Here is a 17,293-nt window from a genome sequence, read left to right on the forward strand (position 1 = left end):
CATTGTAGTTTGCTATAATCACCTTATCTACTAGAGACCTAATGTGATCCTAACCACAACGCTATTAGTCATTTGTACTGATATTTACTTACCGTCATATGCCTGCGCTACTGGCGCGGCTATTAAGGCATTTTGGCTGTTGCAACTGCTGTGAGCGTGGTATCTTGTACAAACGTTTTTATACGAACATTATTTTGCTTTTTTGCTGTAGCCGATACGGTTTGTGATCGTCATACGGCACGCACGGCGCTACCTATAATTGATAATGCCCTACTTTTAGATAACTTACTGATGACAAGGAGTCCATTATGGACGAGAACAAAGCCAAAGCACTCAAAGCCGCATTAGGTCAAATTGAGAAACAGTTTGGTAAAAACACCATTATGCAATTGGGTGACAAGTCAGCCGCGCTCAATAATGTTGACGTGGTCTCAACAGGCTCACTTGGGCTGGATATCGCGCTTGGTATTGGCGGACTTCCAAAGGGTCGTATTGTCGAGATCTATGGCCCTGAGAGCTCAGGTAAAACCACCATGACCTTGCAAGCGATTGCAGAGTGTCAAAAACAAGGCGGTACTTGTGCCTTTATTGATGCCGAACACGCGCTTGATCCCGTCTATGCCCGTAAGCTAGGTGTAAATACCGATGATCTATTGATCTCGCAGCCAGATAACGGCGAACAAGCGCTTGAAATCACCGACATGCTGGTGCGCTCAGGTGCGGTCGACATGATCGTCGTCGATTCGGTCGCCGCCCTAACCCCGCGTGCTGAGATTGAAGGCGAAATGGGTGACTCACATATGGGCTTACAAGCGCGTTTGATGAGCCAAGCCCTGCGTAAAATCACAGGTAATGCCAAACGCTCTAACTGTATGGTGGTATTTATTAACCAAATCCGTATGAAGATTGGTGTCATGTTTGGTAGCCCTGAAACCACAACTGGCGGTAACGCACTCAAATTCTACGCCTCAGTGCGTATGGATATTCGCCGCATCGGTGCGGTCAAAAATGGCGACGAAATCATCGGTAACCAAACTCGTGTGAAAGTCATCAAAAACAAAATGGCACCGCCCTTCCGTCAAGCTGAGTTTGAGATTACTTACGGCGCGGGTACCAATCACTTGGCTGAAGTGGTCGATCTAGGTGTAGAAGTCGGTGCAGTTGGTAAAGCAGGCGCATGGTACAGCTACGGCGACGAAAAAATCGGTCAAGGTAAAGCCAACTCCGTTCTGTTTTTAAAAGAAAATCCTGAGATTGCTGAAGCAATTGAAGCGAAAATTCGTGCTGAAAAACTTGGTGCAGGCGAAGAAGAGACTACTGCTGATGCTGACCAAGAAGCAGATGCAGCAGCCACGTCATAATCAGCCATTGATGACGACTTATTATGCAGATTAAAACCTTGGCACAAATACTGGCTGAATCGGATACCGATTCAGCCAGCGCTTCTGCACGTCCAAAACAAGAGAAAAAACATTCTACCACTCAGTCAGAGACCTCTGCGCCACCCAAGAAGAATGCCCGATCCAACACAAAAAAATCACGCTCTTATAGCAAGCAAGCATCAGAATATGTCGCCTCATCACGAGCGTATCATTCGGCAGAGTCCGGTACCGCTGATACACATACTGCGAGCGACGACATCATGGCTGACCCAGCAACCCATGCTCCTAAGCGCAGCCGTCAATCCAGCAAAAAGCGGCAAAAACGCTTTCACCCTGCGGCCACTTTTGTACCGCAAGCAACAGACACCCCCGCCTATCAACCCCCAAAAACGCAAAGCATTAAAGAGATGCTCTCTGAAGTCAAACAAGCGGTTCATGGCAGCGAAGTAGACTCAACAGATCACGCTGCAGATACCGATACAGTGATAGAAGCGTTCAGTGATGACAGTAGCACGGACAACCTCCCCGCCGCTCTTAAAGCCTATTTACGCACGCCTGAGCAGCGCCAAGCAGAAGCCGACGCCATCAAAGCCGAAAGCCGCTTGCGTTGGCTGGCGTTTTATTATTTGTCACGCCGTGAATACGGCAGAGCTGAGCTGAGGCAAAAGCTGCTGGATAAAGAGCAAGACCCTGAACAGATCGACAACTTGCTCGATGAATTTGCTGACAAAGGCTATCAGAGCGACTATCGCACCACCTTGATGCTGATTCGTGAAAGTATTCGTAAAGGGCGTGGACGCGGTCACATCAAGCGTGAGTTTTATCGCAAAAAGGTTGCCATGCCCAGCAATATTGATGAGTTGATCGATATGGCAAATAACGAGTCTGATGAATTTCAGGACTTTATTGATCAGCCCTCGCCGCACAGCGATGGCTCTGACAATGGCGCCGTTGATTGGCTTAAACTGGCTGTCACTGCCCGCACAAAGAAGTATGGCAGTGACATACCAACCACCCCCAAGGATAAAGCCAAGCAGCTGCGGTTTTTACAATACCGCGGCTTTCAAGGTGATATCTGCTTTCAGGCGCTTGGCCATACCCTAGAAACGTTAGAAGAGCGCGACTAAGCAGCACTACTTAATCACGCTCAGGTCTATCTAACGGCTAAAAGGTCATTTAGTAATAGCCGAGTAGCTTCCACCACAGTAGACCTACGCCTACCCATACCAACAGATTGACCACACTCATCACCGCTCCAACCTTCCACCACTCACCCAATGTCACATAGTTTGAGTTAAAAATAATGGGGGCTGTCCCTGTGGCATAGTGGGTCAAAGTCATCATGATATTACCTGCAGCCGCTAAAATCAGTGCATACAGCATTGGCGGCGCACCAAGGCTGAGACCGACGGCATAAAAGGCCGCGAACAGCGCAGTAATATGGGCAGTGGTACTGGCAAAAAAGTAATGAATGTATAAGTAAACCAGCGTCAAAATCGCCACCGCCCCAATCCAGCCGACACCGGTCATACCAATCATCGATTCAATATGACTCGAAAACCAGCTGATCAGTCCAAGTTTACTCAAATATGATGCCATCATAATCAGTGCGCCAAACCACACGATGGTATCCCATGCCGATTTTTCTTTGAGAATATCATCCCAGCTGAGTACGCCTGTTAATATCAACGTGGTCAAGCCAATAAAAGCCGTGGTGGTGGCGTTGACGCTAAACCCATCGCCAAAAACAAGGGCGGGAATATTAGCCCACAGCAATAGCATCAGCGCAAATACACCAAGCATGATTTTTTCTTGTGTGCTGATATTACCCATTTTTGCCAAATTGTCTTTAGCAAAAACTTTGGCATCGGGCGTGGCTTTCATCTCAGGTGGGTAAATGAAATAAATGACCAGCGGCATCAGCAGCAAACACAGCATGCCCGGCACAAACATGGCCACGGCCCACGTGGTCCATGACAGCTGTATGTCACCACCTGTGGCCTTATTAACCAGATCAACCACCAGTGGATTGGGTGCTGTCGCCGTGATAAACATCCCCGAAGTAATCGGATTGGCATGATAGTTGACCATGGCCAAATAGCGCCCGATTTTTCCTTGTGTGCCCTCATCAGGCGTTGAGTGAAAGCTTTGAGCAATCGACTTCATAATTGGGTGAATGATGCCGCCACCACGCGCCGTATTTGAGGGGGTGATCGGCGCGATAATCAACTCAGCCGCTGCTAGTGAATAGGCGACACCGATGGTTTTTTTACCAAATACCGAGATAAAATAATAGGCAATTCGGTTGCCCAAACCAGTCTTAATCAATCCGCGCGAGATCATGACGGCAATACCAATCAACCAAATCAGCGGACTGGAAAAACTGGAGAGCGCATCACCAATAGCTGCCTTTGGACTGTCATTGGTCACTCCGGTTAGCGCAACCAGCGTCACCGCAATAATCGCAATCGCTCCAATCGGCAACACCTTGCCAATGATGGCAACAATCGTGGCAATAAACAGTGCTAACATGTGCCATGCGTCAGGTGTGACGCCATCTGGCACAGGGATGACAAACCAAATAATCAAACCCGTGGCAATAGCAAACGCAGCAGGTATCGGTTTAAACGGCATAGTAGTACCCCTTATGATGCTTTTATCAATCGTTCAAACCACTGGTTTGAAAACATTATAAAATCGGCACAAAAAAAGGAGCACGTTTTAAAAACGTACTCCTTGTCTTCATGCCATGATTCTAATGTATCATAAATGCACCCTAAAGGGCTTAGTTTAGCGTGTTTAAGCGGCTAGAAAGCTGGCTGATAATAGTATCAACCTCTTGGTTGGCTTCAGCTTCATTGTCCAGGTTACCATTTGGGGTCAGTTGATTCATCACTTCAGGAAGCAGCTCTGCCAAACCTTGGCGTACTTCCATTTCATTAGCCCCAGTATGGGTAGCTACCTGCTGGATCTCTTTTTGATCAAACAGACGGTCAACCTCATTCGGGTCTAGGTTATCATTGAGCGATTGGTTGCTCATCCACGACTGTGCTTGATGATCAAAGCCCATATTTTTGATTTTTGACAATGCGCCGCCCAAGCCGCCATTGCGCTGAATCCAGCCAAGTACGATAGGCAAAAGCGCGGCAACCAACATGCCTTTACCACCGAAGCCGCTTTTGTTGCGCTGACCGCCGAGCACGCTACCTAGGATGTCACCCAAGCCGCCCATACCCGCGCCAGCACTGCCGCGCTGACTGCCGCCAAGTACGCTGCCCAACACATCATCTAGGCCAAAACCGTTGTCTGCTTGACGATCATAACGCTGCGGATCATAGCGATTAGACTGCTGGCTCGCGCCGCCAAGTACACTGCCCAGCACGTCACCTAGGCCACCTGTACGGCGAGTCGTGGTATGCTGATTGACTGGATTGCGCTGACCATCTTCTGGATCCATCGCGCTACGTGCAATCTGGGTAACCAAACTTCCTAATAAACTCATAAATCAACCTTTTTCTAGTCTTGTTATTTTCAACTTGAATGTAATATAACAAATCTACTCAGATACTAGATAGGTGTTTTGTTATGACCTGTAGCACTTGTTTAGTTTAACAAGACATATTGCCACAGAAATGATAAGGCAAAAAATTGGCCGCAAAAAACAGCGCGAATAGGTAAACTTGGAAGGAACTCGTCAATAGCACAACTGGTCATGGCTATCAGCGATCACCAACTATGCTTGCTGATGGCCAATAACAGTCGTCAGTACACAAAGCTTTTGCCAGTCATCAGTATTGAGCTGATCGCGAAATACCGTCAGCGACAGCGGGCGCTGATACGGTTCAGTCAACGCAAACTCTAACCGCACATACCACGCCCCTGCGTCTACACGACACAGCTTTGCTTGCCACAGCGCTTCACCACGCCCGGTCTGCATCAGTAGCTGCCAGTCATCTGTCAGGCGCTGGCTAAACGGTGGCTGACTTAAATGATGCAGCACTGGTTGGGACAACCAAATATAAAACACTACAGCCGCGCTGATGATCATGAGCACGCCATACTGCAGCCATGACAGCTCAGCAAGCCATGCCAATAAAAGCATGACCACACCTAAGGACGCATATAGCCCTGTGCGGATACGGCTGTACGGTAGCAGTGCCGCATCGATACGCAAAGCGTCCATCTTATACATGAACGCGCCCAATGTACTTGAGCACTTTAAACGCGCATGTTATCGCTGGCATGGCAGTACTATAAGTTTCTGCTATGACGCCATGTTTTGATTTTGTTGACCAAATTCCAAACGGCTTTATCATTAGGCTGGGCTTGATTGGTGAAAAAATCAAGCAAATCAGGGTCTTCATAAGTCAGCATCTCTGCAAATGTCGCCTGCTCGGCAGGACTGGTAACCAAGTACAGCTCTTTTACATACGGATCAATATAAAAATCCAACTCTTTGAGGCCGCGGCGGGCTTGATAAATGATACGGCGCTGCTCATTGGTGGGTTCTGGCATGGTTGTACTCATAAAAGGCTCTCATTATTAAAAACAAATGGTGTCAGTATAGCGATTAATCCTGTCACATAAGGGGCGCTGCACAGTAGGTATCGCTGCAAAGTCAGTGTCCGCAGTGTTGATGCTCCGATAATTGAGTCCATAAAGTAGCAGCTTGCTGCATCATTGCCACGTTATGCGTGCGAATGATACTCGCGCCCTGCTGAATAGCAAAAAGGCCTGCTGCCGTACCGACCATATCTCGCTCTGTAGGCGCAGTTTGAGCGACCTGACTGATACCACTACTGGTCAAAACTTGTGCCAAAAAGCGCTTGCGCGAAACCCCAAACATCATCGGCAGACCCAGTGCCTGTAGCTGATTTAACTGAGTCAACAACTCGCAATGATGCGCATAATCTTTGGCAAAACCAAAACCTGGATCAATGATGATATGATCCCGCTTGACGCCTGCATCGACCACCTCGTCAATACGCATCAGCAGCTCATCACGCACCTCATCAATCACCGAGTCATAGTGTGCTAAATCGTTCATGGTCGTCGGCTCACCACGCATATGCATCAGCATCACAGGAATATCAAGTTTGGCCGCCATCTTGGCAGCACCGTCACGTTTGAGCGCGCGCACATCATTCCAGATATCGGCACCAGCCTCAAAAGCAGCCTGCATGACCACTGGATTACTGGTATCAATGGACAACCAAATCTCGTCGCCAAGCTGCGCTCTGATCGCTTCAACTACCGGTATCACGCGTGCCACTTCTTCTTCAGTAGCGACAGCATCCGCCTGTGGCCGTGTCGATTCACCGCCAATATCAATGATACTCGCCCCTGCTGCGACCATGTCCTGACAGTGTTGCACTGCAGTGGCTACCGCATTAAACTGACCACCATCTGAAAAAGAATCTGGCGTTACGTTTAAGATGCCCATAACATGCGGCTGAGATAGCGCTAACGTCTTATCTCGGCTGCTTATGGTATAACGGGGTAAAGGCTGAAACAACGACATCATACGCTCATCACACTCAAAAAAGGAATAAAGACCAGCAGTCTGTAATACCTTGCCATCATACCAGTAAATTTGCGACAATAAAAAAGCCCTTTTTAAAAAAGGGCTTTTTTATGATTGGTCATTAAAATATTAATCCATTATCACATGGCTGGTAATGGTGGCGGTGTAGACCCCGTCGTTTTGATGTCATTTTTCGACAAATTTACTTCGTTGTGCTGATAGATTCTTGGTGGACGTGGAGCTTCACCTGCTAGAATATCTTGCAATTGATCACGGTCAATAGTTTCCCATTTCATTAAGGCATCTACCATTGCATGCATCTTATCTTTATTGCCTTCGATCAACTCACGCGCGATATCATACTGTTCCTCTAGCATACGACGTACTTCTTCATCAACCTTTTGCTGCGTGGCTTCTGAAATAGTCCGTCCACCGCCGCCAAAATAACCTTGTGAGCTGTCATCATCTTCATAGACCATAACACCCAGCGCATCAGACATGCCGTACTTGGTAACCATTGCACGTGCCATCTTGGTTGCCCGTTCAAAGTCGTTTGACGCACCTGTAGACATTTGATTGATAAAGACTTCTTCAGCAATACGGCCACCGAATAACATCGCAATATTGCTGAGCATTTTTGACTTATACATGCTGGTTTGATCGTGCTCGGGCAGCTGCCATGTCACACCAAGTGCAAAACCACGCGGCATAATGGTCACTTTATGCACAGGATCAGTGCCGGGTAGCATCTCAGCCACTAACGCATGACCTGCCTCATGATAAGCTGTTGCACGGCGTTCTTCTTCACGTATCACCATAGATTTACGCTCAGGGCCCATATAAAGCTTATCTTTGGCATCTTCGAAGTCATTCATATCGACGCTGGTCTTGTTACGACGTGCGGCAAACAGTGCCGCTTCGTTTACTAGGTTAGCCAGCTGTGCCCCGCTAAAGCCAGGCGTACCACGAGCCAGTGACCCTGCATCAACACTGATCGTATTCGGCAATTTTTTCAAATGCACTTTTAAGATCTGCTCACGACCTTTAATATCTGGCAATCCGACTTGTACCTGACGGTCAAAACGACCAGGACGCAACAATGCTTTATCCAGTACATCAGCGCGGTTGGTTGCTGCAATGACGATCACGCCTTCATTACCTTCAAAACCATCCATTTCAACCAATAATTGGTTTAATGTCTGTTCGCGTTCATCATTACCGCCGCCCATACCAGAGCCGCGATGACGGCCGACTGCATCAATTTCATCAATAAAGATGATACATGGCGCACTCTTCTTCGCTTGTTCAAACATGTCGCGTACACGTGATGCACCAACACCAACGAACATCTCAACAAAGTCGGAGCCTGAAATGGAAAAGAATGGCACTTTGGCTTCACCAGCAATGGCGCGTGCTAGCAAGGTCTTACCAGTACCTGGTGGACCAACCATCAAGATACCACGAGGAATCGTTGCCCCAAGTTTGGTAAATTTGTCAGGGTCACGCAAGAAGTCCACAACTTCGACCACTTCTTCTTTGGCTTCTTCGCAGCCAGCCACGTCTTCAAAGTTCACATTGATTTGATCTTCAGTCAGCATTTTTGCTTTTGACTTACCAAAGCTCATTGGGCCGCCGCCTTTACCACCAGCGCCGCCCTGCATGTTACGCATGAAGAACAAGAACAGACCAATAATCAGTAAAATTGGGAAACTGGCAATCAATAACTGCATCAAGACGCTTTGGCGTTTTGGCGCAGTGCCCTGCACTTCAACTTTATTTTCGCGCAGCATTGGCATCAACTGATCATCAGACACAGCAGGTCTAATGGTCTCAAAAGAGGAACCATTTTTCTTCTCGCCGGTGATTTGCTCGCCGTCAATTTCAACACTGGCTACCTGGTTTTCGGACACTGCGGTCACAAATTCAGAGTAGTTAAGGTTATCTGGCTCTGTTGATTGATCAAAGCCACTAAACACCAGCACCAAAACGCCGATTACCACCAGCCACAATAAGGTATTTTTTACCATGTCGCTCACTAGTTATTCCCATCCCTTACTTATTGGTGTGTTTACTCAACACGTAACGCCTATACAGGTCTCACTCACGTTTCAAAGGTCATCATTTATCCCTGACCTGCAACTTGCCACATTGTGCCAAGCTTGGCAACCTGATTCTGATGCCCTCTGCAATATACTCTAGCATTTATCGCTGTTTGGCCTACTACACTTATCATGGCAGTGCATGATAGACAAGAATTTGATGCTGTGAGTCACTTATTGTTAGACGACTTTGCTTGAAGCAAACAAAGTTAATATATCATGATATGTGGTTTTGCCGCGCATAATTCAAGCGCAAGCCGTGTTTATTACGCCAGTCTACGCTATATAACAAAAAATACTGCAAATACAAAGTATTAGCAACTATTGGCAACAGCAAAAGCCTTACTTGATAGCCACCCAAAACATCTCTTTGGAGCGCGGACGCGAGGCACCAGGTTTGATACTACGAATCTTACTAAACTTTTCTTGTATTTGTTTGCGCAGCTCTTGCGATCCCTCACCCTGAAACACTTTCATAATAAGCGCGCCACCTTCTGGCAAGGTTGCCTCGGCAAACTCAACCGCAAGCTCACACAAATACATCATACGTGGCTGATCGACCGTGGTGTTACCTGACGTATTGGGTGCCATATCAGACAACACCACATCCACTTGACGGTTACCGACCACACCCATGATTTCCTCGAAAACATCATTTTCGCGAAAATCGCCTTGGATAAAGGTAACATTCTCTAAAGCATCCATAGGCAGAATATCTGAGGCAATTAAGGTGCCATAATCGCCAACCAGACGGCCTGCCACCTGTGACCAGCTGCCAGGCGCACTGCCTAAATCAACCACGGTCATTCCTGGACGAATCAGCTTGGTCTTGTCATTAATTTCGAGCAGTTTGTAAGCCGCACGCGCACGGTAGCCCTCTTTTTGGGCTTGCTGTACATAATAGTCATCAATGTGCTCTTTCATCCAAGCGCGACTACTCTTTGACAGCTTTTTGTTTTCAATACGCGTGGCCAAAATCTTGCTCCTCTTACTCAGTCAAATCCGCGCCCTTCCCAATAATCATGGGCGCACACCTTTATTTTTTGAATATCAAAAATGTGGGTATTTCTAAAACGCTTTTATATTCATACCACTGCCACGTCATTACAATATTAATAATGTCATTAAAATCATCATTTATGTAGACAAATACGCTGTAAAGTGAATGATTTAACAGCTTTATGCGGCAGCTGTGTTTATAATAGGCATATACAGGCAGTTTAACATTTTCATCGCGTAAAATCGTGCGAAATCCAGCCGATTTCACGCAAGATGATCACAGATTACTTATGATGCTCATTAAATTTTTTAATGAGATTTTTTAAGATTTGCCATGTTTGTTATCCTGTCGGTCATCGGATAACGATAACGACTTGTTTTTATTTTTACTAACGCTAGGAATTTTATGGAACTTGATAACGCTACAATTAAACGCCTAAAAGGCATCGGTCACGATTTAAAGCCTATCGTCATGATTGGCAACAATGGTGTGACCCCAGCGATCATTGAAGAGATCGATCGGGCATTGTCGGATCACGAACTGATCAAAGTCAAACTGCCTGCAGGTAGCAAGCATGACCGCGACGTGGTCAGTACAGAGCTGGCAACGACTGCCAATGCGGCATTGATTCATACCATTGGTCGTATGGCACTGCTGCTTCGTGAGAACCCAAATGCCAACCCCAAACTCTCAAACCTATCGCGCCACGCTTAATAGAGCCCAAGCGCGCGACCGTTGGTCAGCGCAGGCACTGATCTGCCTATAACAAACGGGCCGCCACGCAACCTTGCTGGCGGCCTTTCTACGGTCACCCCTCTGGTGGCTTTATTTTTTACCCCACTCTGATAAAAGCGACTCATGTCTCACGCTTTCCGCCTTCATGCCCCCGACCACACTCTTGTAACCGATGCCTTAAGACTTGGTGTCGCACCATCGTTACTACGCCATATCAGCATCACAGTAACGGCTACTGTCATCGTACAGCCCGAACCCGTACTCCAATTGACTTATGATATTATCCTGCCAAGTGCTCAGCTGGCCGCGCGCTTATGCTGGCCACAGTGGCATGCTGAACACGTTGTCTTCACAGACTATCTGTGGCAACAGACGTGTCTTGAGTGCTTTATTGCGCCCAACCAAGGTACTGAGTATGTCGAACTCAATGCCAGCCCTTGTGGTCAATACGCCCTCTACCAATTCACCGCTTACCGTACACCGTCACTGATGCCGCCTACGCCGCTGCTGACGACCGATCAAAGAGAACGTGCTCATTTGTGCTGGAATCAAACGATGGCCGACCAACCTTTAACATATCCTACGCGGTTAACCGCTCAACCTCTCAATAGAGATTACTTAACTGAGCACCTTTTTGTCCCCTGCCAACACTATTGCCGCCAATTTAGCTTGCCGCTGGCACAATTGCCAAGTGATGTGTTTGGCAGCACACCGCAGAATGCTATCGGTTGGATACATCCTTGTGTGATTTTGTGGTTTGGTGACGTTGATCTTTACTTTGCCCCCAACCATGCCACCCCACCTGATTTTCATCAATGCTGTCATTGGTCACGCTTTCATGGCTAAAAAATAAGGCAAAAAAAACTCAGTAACGCATAAAGGTGCATTACTGAGTTAGGAGAAACCCTATCTTATAGCGGCCAAAGGCTGCGCGTATACTGGCAGAAGTTATTTTTCTGCCATAGCTAAGTAAATACCGCGACTTGAGGCATCATCGACATATTGCGAGTCGCGCCAAGTGGTGTAGCTGTAAACACCGCTGTAAGGGCTGATGCTGTTTTGACGGAAGTCAGAAACCCAATCATTGCCATCAAATATTTGGATATGGCCATGCGGGTGCTTTGAGCTGCGATCATAGACGACCACATCACCAACTTGTGGCGGCATATCATTACTGATTTTGCTAAAGCCTGCATTGGCCAACGTGCCGCGAGTGGCGTATTGATAGGCCGAAGGGTTTGGCGTAAATTCATAGCCCGCTGATTGCAGCGCTTTACGAACGTAGCGTGCGCAGTAACCTGAGCTCCTTGATAGGGCAACGCGTGAGGCACGGGCCGCCGCGATAGCAGGCGCTGAATAACGATCTGGTACAGTACTGGCTTGCTGCTGTTTTTCATAAGACAAGCGGCTGGTCAATGAGGCCAACTGCTGCTCTTTTTGCTGAGCATGTGCATTTAGGTTGTCGATAGCTTGACTGATCTCGTCGTTGCTAAAGACATGCGCACCACTATTGGTACTATAAATATTCTTAGCAGAGCCATAATTGGTGGCTGCTGAGATATTTGTGATGGTATGAGTCAAGGTATTATTTGACTGAAAGGTCGTTTCGATAGCACCGTTTGCCTGTGCCATGCCCATTCCCAATACTGACAAAATTAATAAAGCTTGTTTCATAAAATTGATACCTATTTGTTAATGCAAGACTGTCTGCCATCCGTAGCAAGACATCAATTAATTTAGAAGATATGACCATTCAGCAATCATGGTAAAATCTCTATAGCACATAACCTTTTGGTCTACAGTGATTGACATCAGCATCATTGCTAAGTGCGTCAATTACCTCGTAAATGGTTTGCTTTGCCTCTTATCCATATGAATTTTTGATTCCGCATTATCCCATCAATGAGTAAATACGATGTCAAAAAAACAGCCTAATCGGCTCGCTCAACTTATCGATCATCAAGCGTTTGCTGGTAGCGCCCTACCTCGAAGCTTATCCGACAATATTCGTCGTTACAGCGAAGCTACCCATGAAATCAAAACCCTGTTGGGCGATTGTCTGCCAGAAGAAATACTGGCAAGTTGCTGGGTAGTGGGACTGACTCAAGCACAATTAACGCTTAGTGTGTGTTCGATGACTGCGGCCAATCATATTCGTTACTTACAGAACGCGTATCTTCGAGTGTTAACTGAGCAATCGCTTACATTTAAACAACTTAAAGAAATTCGCGTGGTCGTCACTCAACATCCTGTAGGACATGTGGCATCTGATGCCTCATCAGTATCGCCAGATGTCTTGTCAAGGCCTTACAAAGCCAATGAAAATCAGGCTCTTAGCCAAAACACAAAGCGGACTATATCACAGGCTGCTGAGCATGTCACCACTGATAAAAAGCTCAAAAATGCACTTTTGCGTCTTCTTGGTGAGTAATGTTCTTATAGTTACTTTGTAAAGTTATGTAAATTTCAATATATAAAATGCACATTTTGCGCTTCATTTCGATTGGTTTGACAAACAAAAAAATACCCAAAAACCTATCTCCTGTTTTAGGAGCAGTTTTTGGGTATTTTTTGAGGTCGCCAGATCGACGGCACCATCTGGGCTTCGGTGAGTACTGTTTAAATTTTAAACAGTCTTTATTAGGTGCTAGCAATCAAATTATCACTGACTTATGTAATATTGCGTAAATGTTGCGATACATCCTGTATATTCATGTATTCATCCTCCAACAGCGATACCAGCTAAAGGCAAATATTCAACTGGGCAGTTTACATTGTCATCAAATGTTACAATTTCAAAGTAACTTTGATCGGATAAAATTTCACGTACCAGCAAATTGTTTAATGCGTGACCTGACTTATAAGCATTAAAACGACCCAATAAAGGATAGCCGATCAGATATAAATCGCCAAGTGCATCAAGAATCTTATGGCGCACAAATTCATCAGCAAAACGTAAACCATCATCATTTAAGATTTGCGCATCATCAATGACAATAGCATTGTCCATACTACCACCCAAAGCCAAATTATTTTGACGCAACATTTCAATGTCACGCAAAAAACCAAAAGTGCGCGCACTGCTGAGTTGTTCGATAAAATTATGCGTCGAAAACTGCAGCTGAGCATGTTGAAAGTCTTTATCAAAAGCAGGATGATCGAAGTCAATTTCAAAATTTAATTCAAAACCGTCATATGGACGTAACTCTGCCCATTTATCATCTACTTTAACGCGTACAGGTTTCACGATTTTCAAAAATTTTTTAGGGCTGTCCTGCTCGCAGATACCCGCATCCAATAACAAAGCCACAAATGGTGCAGCACTGCCATCCATAATCGGAATTTCGGCTGCTGAAACACGGATCAACAAGTTATCAATACCCAAGCCAGCGACAGCACTTAATAAATGCTCAACCGTACCCACACGCGTTCCACCAAATACTAAATTGGAGGACATCATGGTGTCTTGTACCAAAAAAGCACTGGCAGGGATAGGTTCCGCACCGATGATATCAGAGCGTTCAAACACGACGCCTGTATCAGTAGGCTGAGGATAAAAGGCTAAGTCGACAGGCTCACCACTATGCAAACCGATACCTGTGACAGCAATTGCTGTATTGATAGTGCGTTGATTCATGGCTGCTTCTCACATAATTTGTTACAATTGGCTTAGTGTACCATTAGCAGCACTTGGTTCGCTATAGCCAAAAAATGCTAATTTTCTGATTTCTTTGATTAAATTTGCTTATCGATAGATAAATACAGCTTATCTTTGTCTACAAAAATCCCTGCAAACCTAGGAAATATCTAGCATCTGCACCCTACTCTTGCCATATTTTCACGAGAACAAAAACAAAAAAAACCAACGCTGACGCGTTGGTTCATTTTTGCTAAAAACTGAAAAATTATTTGTTTTGCTGACGTTTTAAGTAATCTTGAATACTATTAGTTTTGGTTTGTGGCTGCTCTTGTGCTGCTGCTGGACGCACTACCGTATCTTGATAAGATTGGGTTTTTGTCTGTTTCTGGCTGTTTAGGGCGCTGGTATGCACATTAGGATCAACCGTTTGGGTACTGTTCGCTGATGGTACTGGTTTTGGCTCAGGTTCGACATTTTCGTTGAGCGTTAAACCCGTGGCAATGACCGTCACGTGCAAGTCGTCATTCATTTGCTCATCAATCACTGAACCGTAGAAGATATGTGCATCATCGATATCCGTAATGTCTTCAACAATTTCACTGATTTTGCTGAATTCGTCAAGAGATAGCGACTCTGAAGAGATAACGTTAACCAATAGACCTTTGGCATTTTCAAGACGAAGATCATCAAGTAGCGGTGATCTGATGGCTTTCTCAGTCGCTTGACGGGCGCGATCATCACCACTTGCACGGCCAATACCCATCATTGCATGACCTTTGGCGGTCATCGCGGTACGGATATCGTTAAAGTCAATGTTGATAATACCTTCGCTAGCAATGGTCTCAGCAATACCTTGTACTGCATGCAGCAACACATCATCTGCTTTTTTGAACGCATCTTTCATAGAGATGTTGCCATACACGCTCATCAGCTTATCATTTGGAATCGTGATGATTGAGTCTACGAAGTTTGCCAGCTGCTCGATACCTGCTTGAGCGGCTTTAACGCGCTTGCCACCTTCAAATTTAAAGGGTGTGGTTACAACCGCAACTGTCAGTACTTCCATCTCTTTTGCAATACGCGCAATCACAGGTGCTGCGCCCGTACCCGTACCACCGCCCATTCCTGCGGTAATAAAGACCATATCGGAATTGGCAAGTAGCGCACGGATCGCTTCTTCTTCACTTTCTGCTGCTTCGCGGCCAACCTCTGGGTTTGCACCAGCACCAAGACCACGGTTGCTCTTGGCACCCAATTGCAGTTTGTGCGGGGTAGTCAAGCGATCAAGCGCTTGTTTATCTGTGTTGGCGCAAACAAACGTCACGCCCTTGATACCTTGCTGTACCATATGCTCGACTGCATTGCCGCCGCCGCCACCAACACCGAAAACGGTGAAGTTTGCTTGGCCGTTGTTCTGAGCTTGACTGTCATCTGGCATGGTATATTTAGACATAAAAAGGATTCTCCAGTTGCAAATAGCGTGATGGTCGGCAGTGATGGTGCATTCGCATGACGTGCTATTAACTTACTTTATAAATGTGTACAAATAAATTAGGGGCGCAGCTTATCTGACTGAGTTACAGCGACTGATTATAGTATCTTTTTGAGCGCATTACCAAAACCCTGACGCACACTGCGAAATAGGCTTGGTGCTCGGTCTTTATCAATCGCTTCAGGCTCACTTTGTTCACTATGGCGAAATTGCTCGCTTTGGCTATACAGTAACGTACCAAATGCCGTCTGATAAGCACGATCATTAATCTGCATGTTTAAGTGCTTGGATGTTTCTTTGTTATTGATGTGATCATAAGCACTGATATAAGGGTGCGTAGTGGTCATCACGACAGGCATTTTTAACAGCTTTTTAGCAAAAGGTATCATGCCTTTAATCGCACTACCGCCACCTGTCAGAACGATGCCACGGTCAATAAAACCAAGCAGCTCAGCGTCATGCAATTGACGAATCACTTCTGTGAAAATGTGAATATAACGCGCTTCAATAATCTGCGTTAGATTGTACAAATGGATATTGATGGCATCAGGCACACCTTGAGGCTTGAACATAAAAAACGAGCTGGGATCGACGCTACTGACATCAACGGTACCATGTAGTTTTTTAAGTTTTTCGGCCTCAACCATAGATATGCCAATATCAGCGGAAATATCCATGGTTACTTCATGGCTACCGCTTGGGATACAATGGGTAAAAATCAACTTGTTTTCTTTGTACACACAGATACTGGTGGTGCTTGCGCCAATATCTATCAAGCATACACCCTGCTGACGTTCTTCAAGCATTAAGCTGTATTCTGCGCTGGTTACAGCATCAAATACCACATGATCGACGGCGACATCACAGCTTTGTAGTAGCTTTTGAATATTTTGCCGATTGGATACAGGCATCATCATCATATGATACATGACCGTGATGTCACTTGCGATCATCTCTATGGCATCATCAACCATATGGTCTTGATCATCCACATAGATACCTTGCTGGCAGCAGTGCATCAAATAATAATCGGAAGCCAGATCCTGTCTTTTTGCATTGGTTAACGCTTGCACCATATCTTGCGCGTGTACCACTTTGTCTTCTACAGCAACCTGACCAATGCTATTTTTACTTAACAAGTCTGGGGTTGCAAGCGTCAGCCACACACTGTGTACACGGCAATTGGCCATGTCCTCTGCTTCTTGAATGGCTTGCTTAATGGCGCTTTGTAGTCGTTCGCGATGTTTGATTTGACCTTGATAAAAGTCACTATTTTTGACGTGACCAACACCCATGATGCGAATGTCTTTTGCGGACACGACGCTACCAATCACGACATAAACTGCCGTGGCACTTAAATGGACAACAACCAGATTTTCAGTATTTTTCATGGTAACAAACAAATTATCGCTAAACAGGAG

Annotated in this window: 16 protein-coding genes; 5 read left to right on the top strand and 11 right to left on the bottom strand. The window is 45.9% G+C overall.

All coding sequences use genetic code 11. The annotated features are described in order from the left end of the window. Window positions 1–308: 308 nt before the first annotated feature. Window positions 309–1,361, top strand: a complete 1,053-nt coding sequence (recA, locus tag ACFI32_RS06855; RefSeq protein ID WP_462625760.1) for a recombinase RecA — start codon at window positions 309–311, stop codon at window positions 1,359–1,361. Window positions 1,362–1,384: 23 nt separating this feature from the next. Beyond that, window positions 1,385–2,509, top strand: a complete 1,125-nt coding sequence (locus tag ACFI32_RS06860; protein ID WP_462625761.1) for a regulatory protein RecX — start codon at window positions 1,385–1,387, stop codon at window positions 2,507–2,509. Between the two features lie 49 nt (window positions 2,510–2,558). Here ACFI32_RS06860 and ACFI32_RS06865 read toward each other — a convergent pair whose 3' ends face one another. The 7 genes from ACFI32_RS06865 to ACFI32_RS06895 all read right to left on the bottom strand — a co-directional run bounded on the left by ACFI32_RS06865 (window position 2,559) and on the right by ACFI32_RS06895 (window position 9,980). After that, window positions 2,559–4,016 (bottom strand): anion permease, encoded by a 1,458-nt coding sequence (locus tag ACFI32_RS06865; RefSeq protein WP_462625762.1) that lies wholly within the window; start codon window positions 4,014–4,016, stop codon window positions 2,559–2,561. 151 nt (window positions 4,017–4,167) lie between these two features. After that, on the bottom strand, window positions 4,168–4,884 hold the full coding sequence (locus tag ACFI32_RS06870; protein ID WP_462625763.1) for a YidB family protein: 717 nt from the start codon (window positions 4,882–4,884) through the stop codon (window positions 4,168–4,170). A 231-nt stretch (window positions 4,885–5,115) separates the two neighbouring features. Beyond that, on the bottom strand, window positions 5,116–5,574 hold the full coding sequence (locus tag ACFI32_RS06875; protein ID WP_462625764.1) for a hypothetical protein: 459 nt from the start codon (window positions 5,572–5,574) through the stop codon (window positions 5,116–5,118). Between the two features lie 59 nt (window positions 5,575–5,633). Further along, entirely contained in the window at window positions 5,634–5,909 is a 276-nt protein-coding gene (locus tag ACFI32_RS06880) for an FAD assembly factor SdhE (RefSeq protein WP_462625765.1), read from the bottom strand. Window positions 5,910–6,000: 91 nt separating this feature from the next. Further along, window positions 6,001–6,903, bottom strand: coding sequence for a dihydropteroate synthase (gene folP / locus ACFI32_RS06885; RefSeq protein ID WP_462625802.1), 903 nt, complete (start codon window positions 6,901–6,903; stop codon window positions 6,001–6,003). A 143-nt stretch (window positions 6,904–7,046) separates the two neighbouring features. Next, window positions 7,047–8,942 (bottom strand): ATP-dependent zinc metalloprotease FtsH, encoded by a 1,896-nt coding sequence (ftsH, locus tag ACFI32_RS06890; protein ID WP_462625766.1) that lies wholly within the window; start codon window positions 8,940–8,942, stop codon window positions 7,047–7,049. A 405-nt stretch (window positions 8,943–9,347) separates the two neighbouring features. Beyond that, the gene (locus ACFI32_RS06895; RefSeq protein ID WP_462625767.1) at window positions 9,348–9,980 is read right to left on the bottom strand and encodes an RlmE family RNA methyltransferase; all 633 of its coding nucleotides are present in this window, start codon (window positions 9,978–9,980) and stop codon (window positions 9,348–9,350) included. A 430-nt stretch (window positions 9,981–10,410) separates the two neighbouring features. Here ACFI32_RS06895 and ACFI32_RS06900 point away from each other — a divergent pair, with 430 nt between their 5' ends. Further along, window positions 10,411–10,719: a YhbY family RNA-binding protein gene (locus tag ACFI32_RS06900; protein WP_462625768.1), complete on the top strand. Its 309-nt coding sequence runs from the start codon at window positions 10,411–10,413 to the stop codon at window positions 10,717–10,719. Between the two features lie 144 nt (window positions 10,720–10,863). Beyond that, window positions 10,864–11,586 (top strand): DOMON domain-containing protein, encoded by a 723-nt coding sequence (locus ACFI32_RS06905; RefSeq protein ID WP_462625769.1) that lies wholly within the window; start codon window positions 10,864–10,866, stop codon window positions 11,584–11,586. Between the two features lie 102 nt (window positions 11,587–11,688). On the opposite strand, the gene ACFI32_RS06910 is transcribed toward ACFI32_RS06905, so the two are convergent. Continuing rightward, window positions 11,689–12,414 (bottom strand): CHAP domain-containing protein, encoded by a 726-nt coding sequence (locus tag ACFI32_RS06910; protein ID WP_462625770.1) that lies wholly within the window; start codon window positions 12,412–12,414, stop codon window positions 11,689–11,691. Between the two features lie 241 nt (window positions 12,415–12,655). Here ACFI32_RS06910 and ACFI32_RS06915 point away from each other — a divergent pair, with 241 nt between their 5' ends. After that, entirely contained in the window at window positions 12,656–13,171 is a 516-nt protein-coding gene (locus ACFI32_RS06915; protein WP_462625771.1) for a hypothetical protein, read from the top strand. Window positions 13,172–13,459: 288 nt separating this feature from the next. Here ACFI32_RS06915 and lpxC read toward each other — a convergent pair whose 3' ends face one another. From lpxC to ftsA, 3 genes are all read right to left on the bottom strand, one after another. Continuing rightward, complete coding sequence (gene lpxC, locus ACFI32_RS06920; RefSeq protein ID WP_462625772.1) at window positions 13,460–14,377, bottom strand: UDP-3-O-acyl-N-acetylglucosamine deacetylase; 918 nt, start codon at window positions 14,375–14,377, stop codon at window positions 13,460–13,462. A gap of 268 nt (window positions 14,378–14,645) precedes the next feature. Further along, on the bottom strand, window positions 14,646–15,833 hold the full coding sequence (gene ftsZ, locus ACFI32_RS06925; protein WP_462625773.1) for a cell division protein FtsZ: 1,188 nt from the start codon (window positions 15,831–15,833) through the stop codon (window positions 14,646–14,648). Between the two features lie 137 nt (window positions 15,834–15,970). Further along, the gene (gene ftsA, locus ACFI32_RS06930) at window positions 15,971–17,263 is read right to left on the bottom strand and encodes a cell division protein FtsA (RefSeq protein ID WP_462625774.1); all 1,293 of its coding nucleotides are present in this window, start codon (window positions 17,261–17,263) and stop codon (window positions 15,971–15,973) included. Window positions 17,264–17,293 lie beyond the last annotated feature (30 nt).

The sequence above is a fragment of the Psychrobacter sp. PSi21 genome, from assembly GCF_054960615.1.

Coding starts and splice junctions, on each gene's coding strand:
- recA (WP_462625760.1), top strand. CDS start 309: ATGGACGAGAACAAAGCCAAAGCACTCAAAGCCGCATTAGGTCAAATT.
- ACFI32_RS06860 (WP_462625761.1), top strand. CDS start 1,385: ATGCAGATTAAAACCTTGGCACAAATACTGGCTGAATCGGATACCGAT.
- ACFI32_RS06865 (WP_462625762.1), bottom strand. CDS start 4,016: ATGCCGTTTAAACCGATACCTGCTGCGTTTGCTATTGCCACGGGTTTG.
- ACFI32_RS06870 (WP_462625763.1), bottom strand. CDS start 4,884: ATGAGTTTATTAGGAAGTTTGGTTACCCAGATTGCACGTAGCGCGATG.
- ACFI32_RS06875 (WP_462625764.1), bottom strand. CDS start 5,574: ATGTATAAGATGGACGCTTTGCGTATCGATGCGGCACTGCTACCGTAC.
- ACFI32_RS06880 (WP_462625765.1), bottom strand. CDS start 5,909: ATGAGTACAACCATGCCAGAACCCACCAATGAGCAGCGCCGTATCATT.
- folP (WP_462625802.1), bottom strand. CDS start 6,903: ATGTCGTTGTTTCAGCCTTTACCCCGTTATACCATAAGCAGCCGAGAT.
- ACFI32_RS06900 (WP_462625768.1), top strand. CDS start 10,411: ATGGAACTTGATAACGCTACAATTAAACGCCTAAAAGGCATCGGTCAC.
- ACFI32_RS06905 (WP_462625769.1), top strand. CDS start 10,864: ATGTCTCACGCTTTCCGCCTTCATGCCCCCGACCACACTCTTGTAACC.
- ACFI32_RS06910 (WP_462625770.1), bottom strand. CDS start 12,414: ATGAAACAAGCTTTATTAATTTTGTCAGTATTGGGAATGGGCATGGCA.
- ACFI32_RS06915 (WP_462625771.1), top strand. CDS start 12,656: ATGTCAAAAAAACAGCCTAATCGGCTCGCTCAACTTATCGATCATCAA.
- lpxC (WP_462625772.1), bottom strand. CDS start 14,377: ATGAATCAACGCACTATCAATACAGCAATTGCTGTCACAGGTATCGGT.
- ftsZ (WP_462625773.1), bottom strand. CDS start 15,833: ATGTCTAAATATACCATGCCAGATGACAGTCAAGCTCAGAACAACGGC.
- ftsA (WP_462625774.1), bottom strand. CDS start 17,263: ATGAAAAATACTGAAAATCTGGTTGTTGTCCATTTAAGTGCCACGGCA.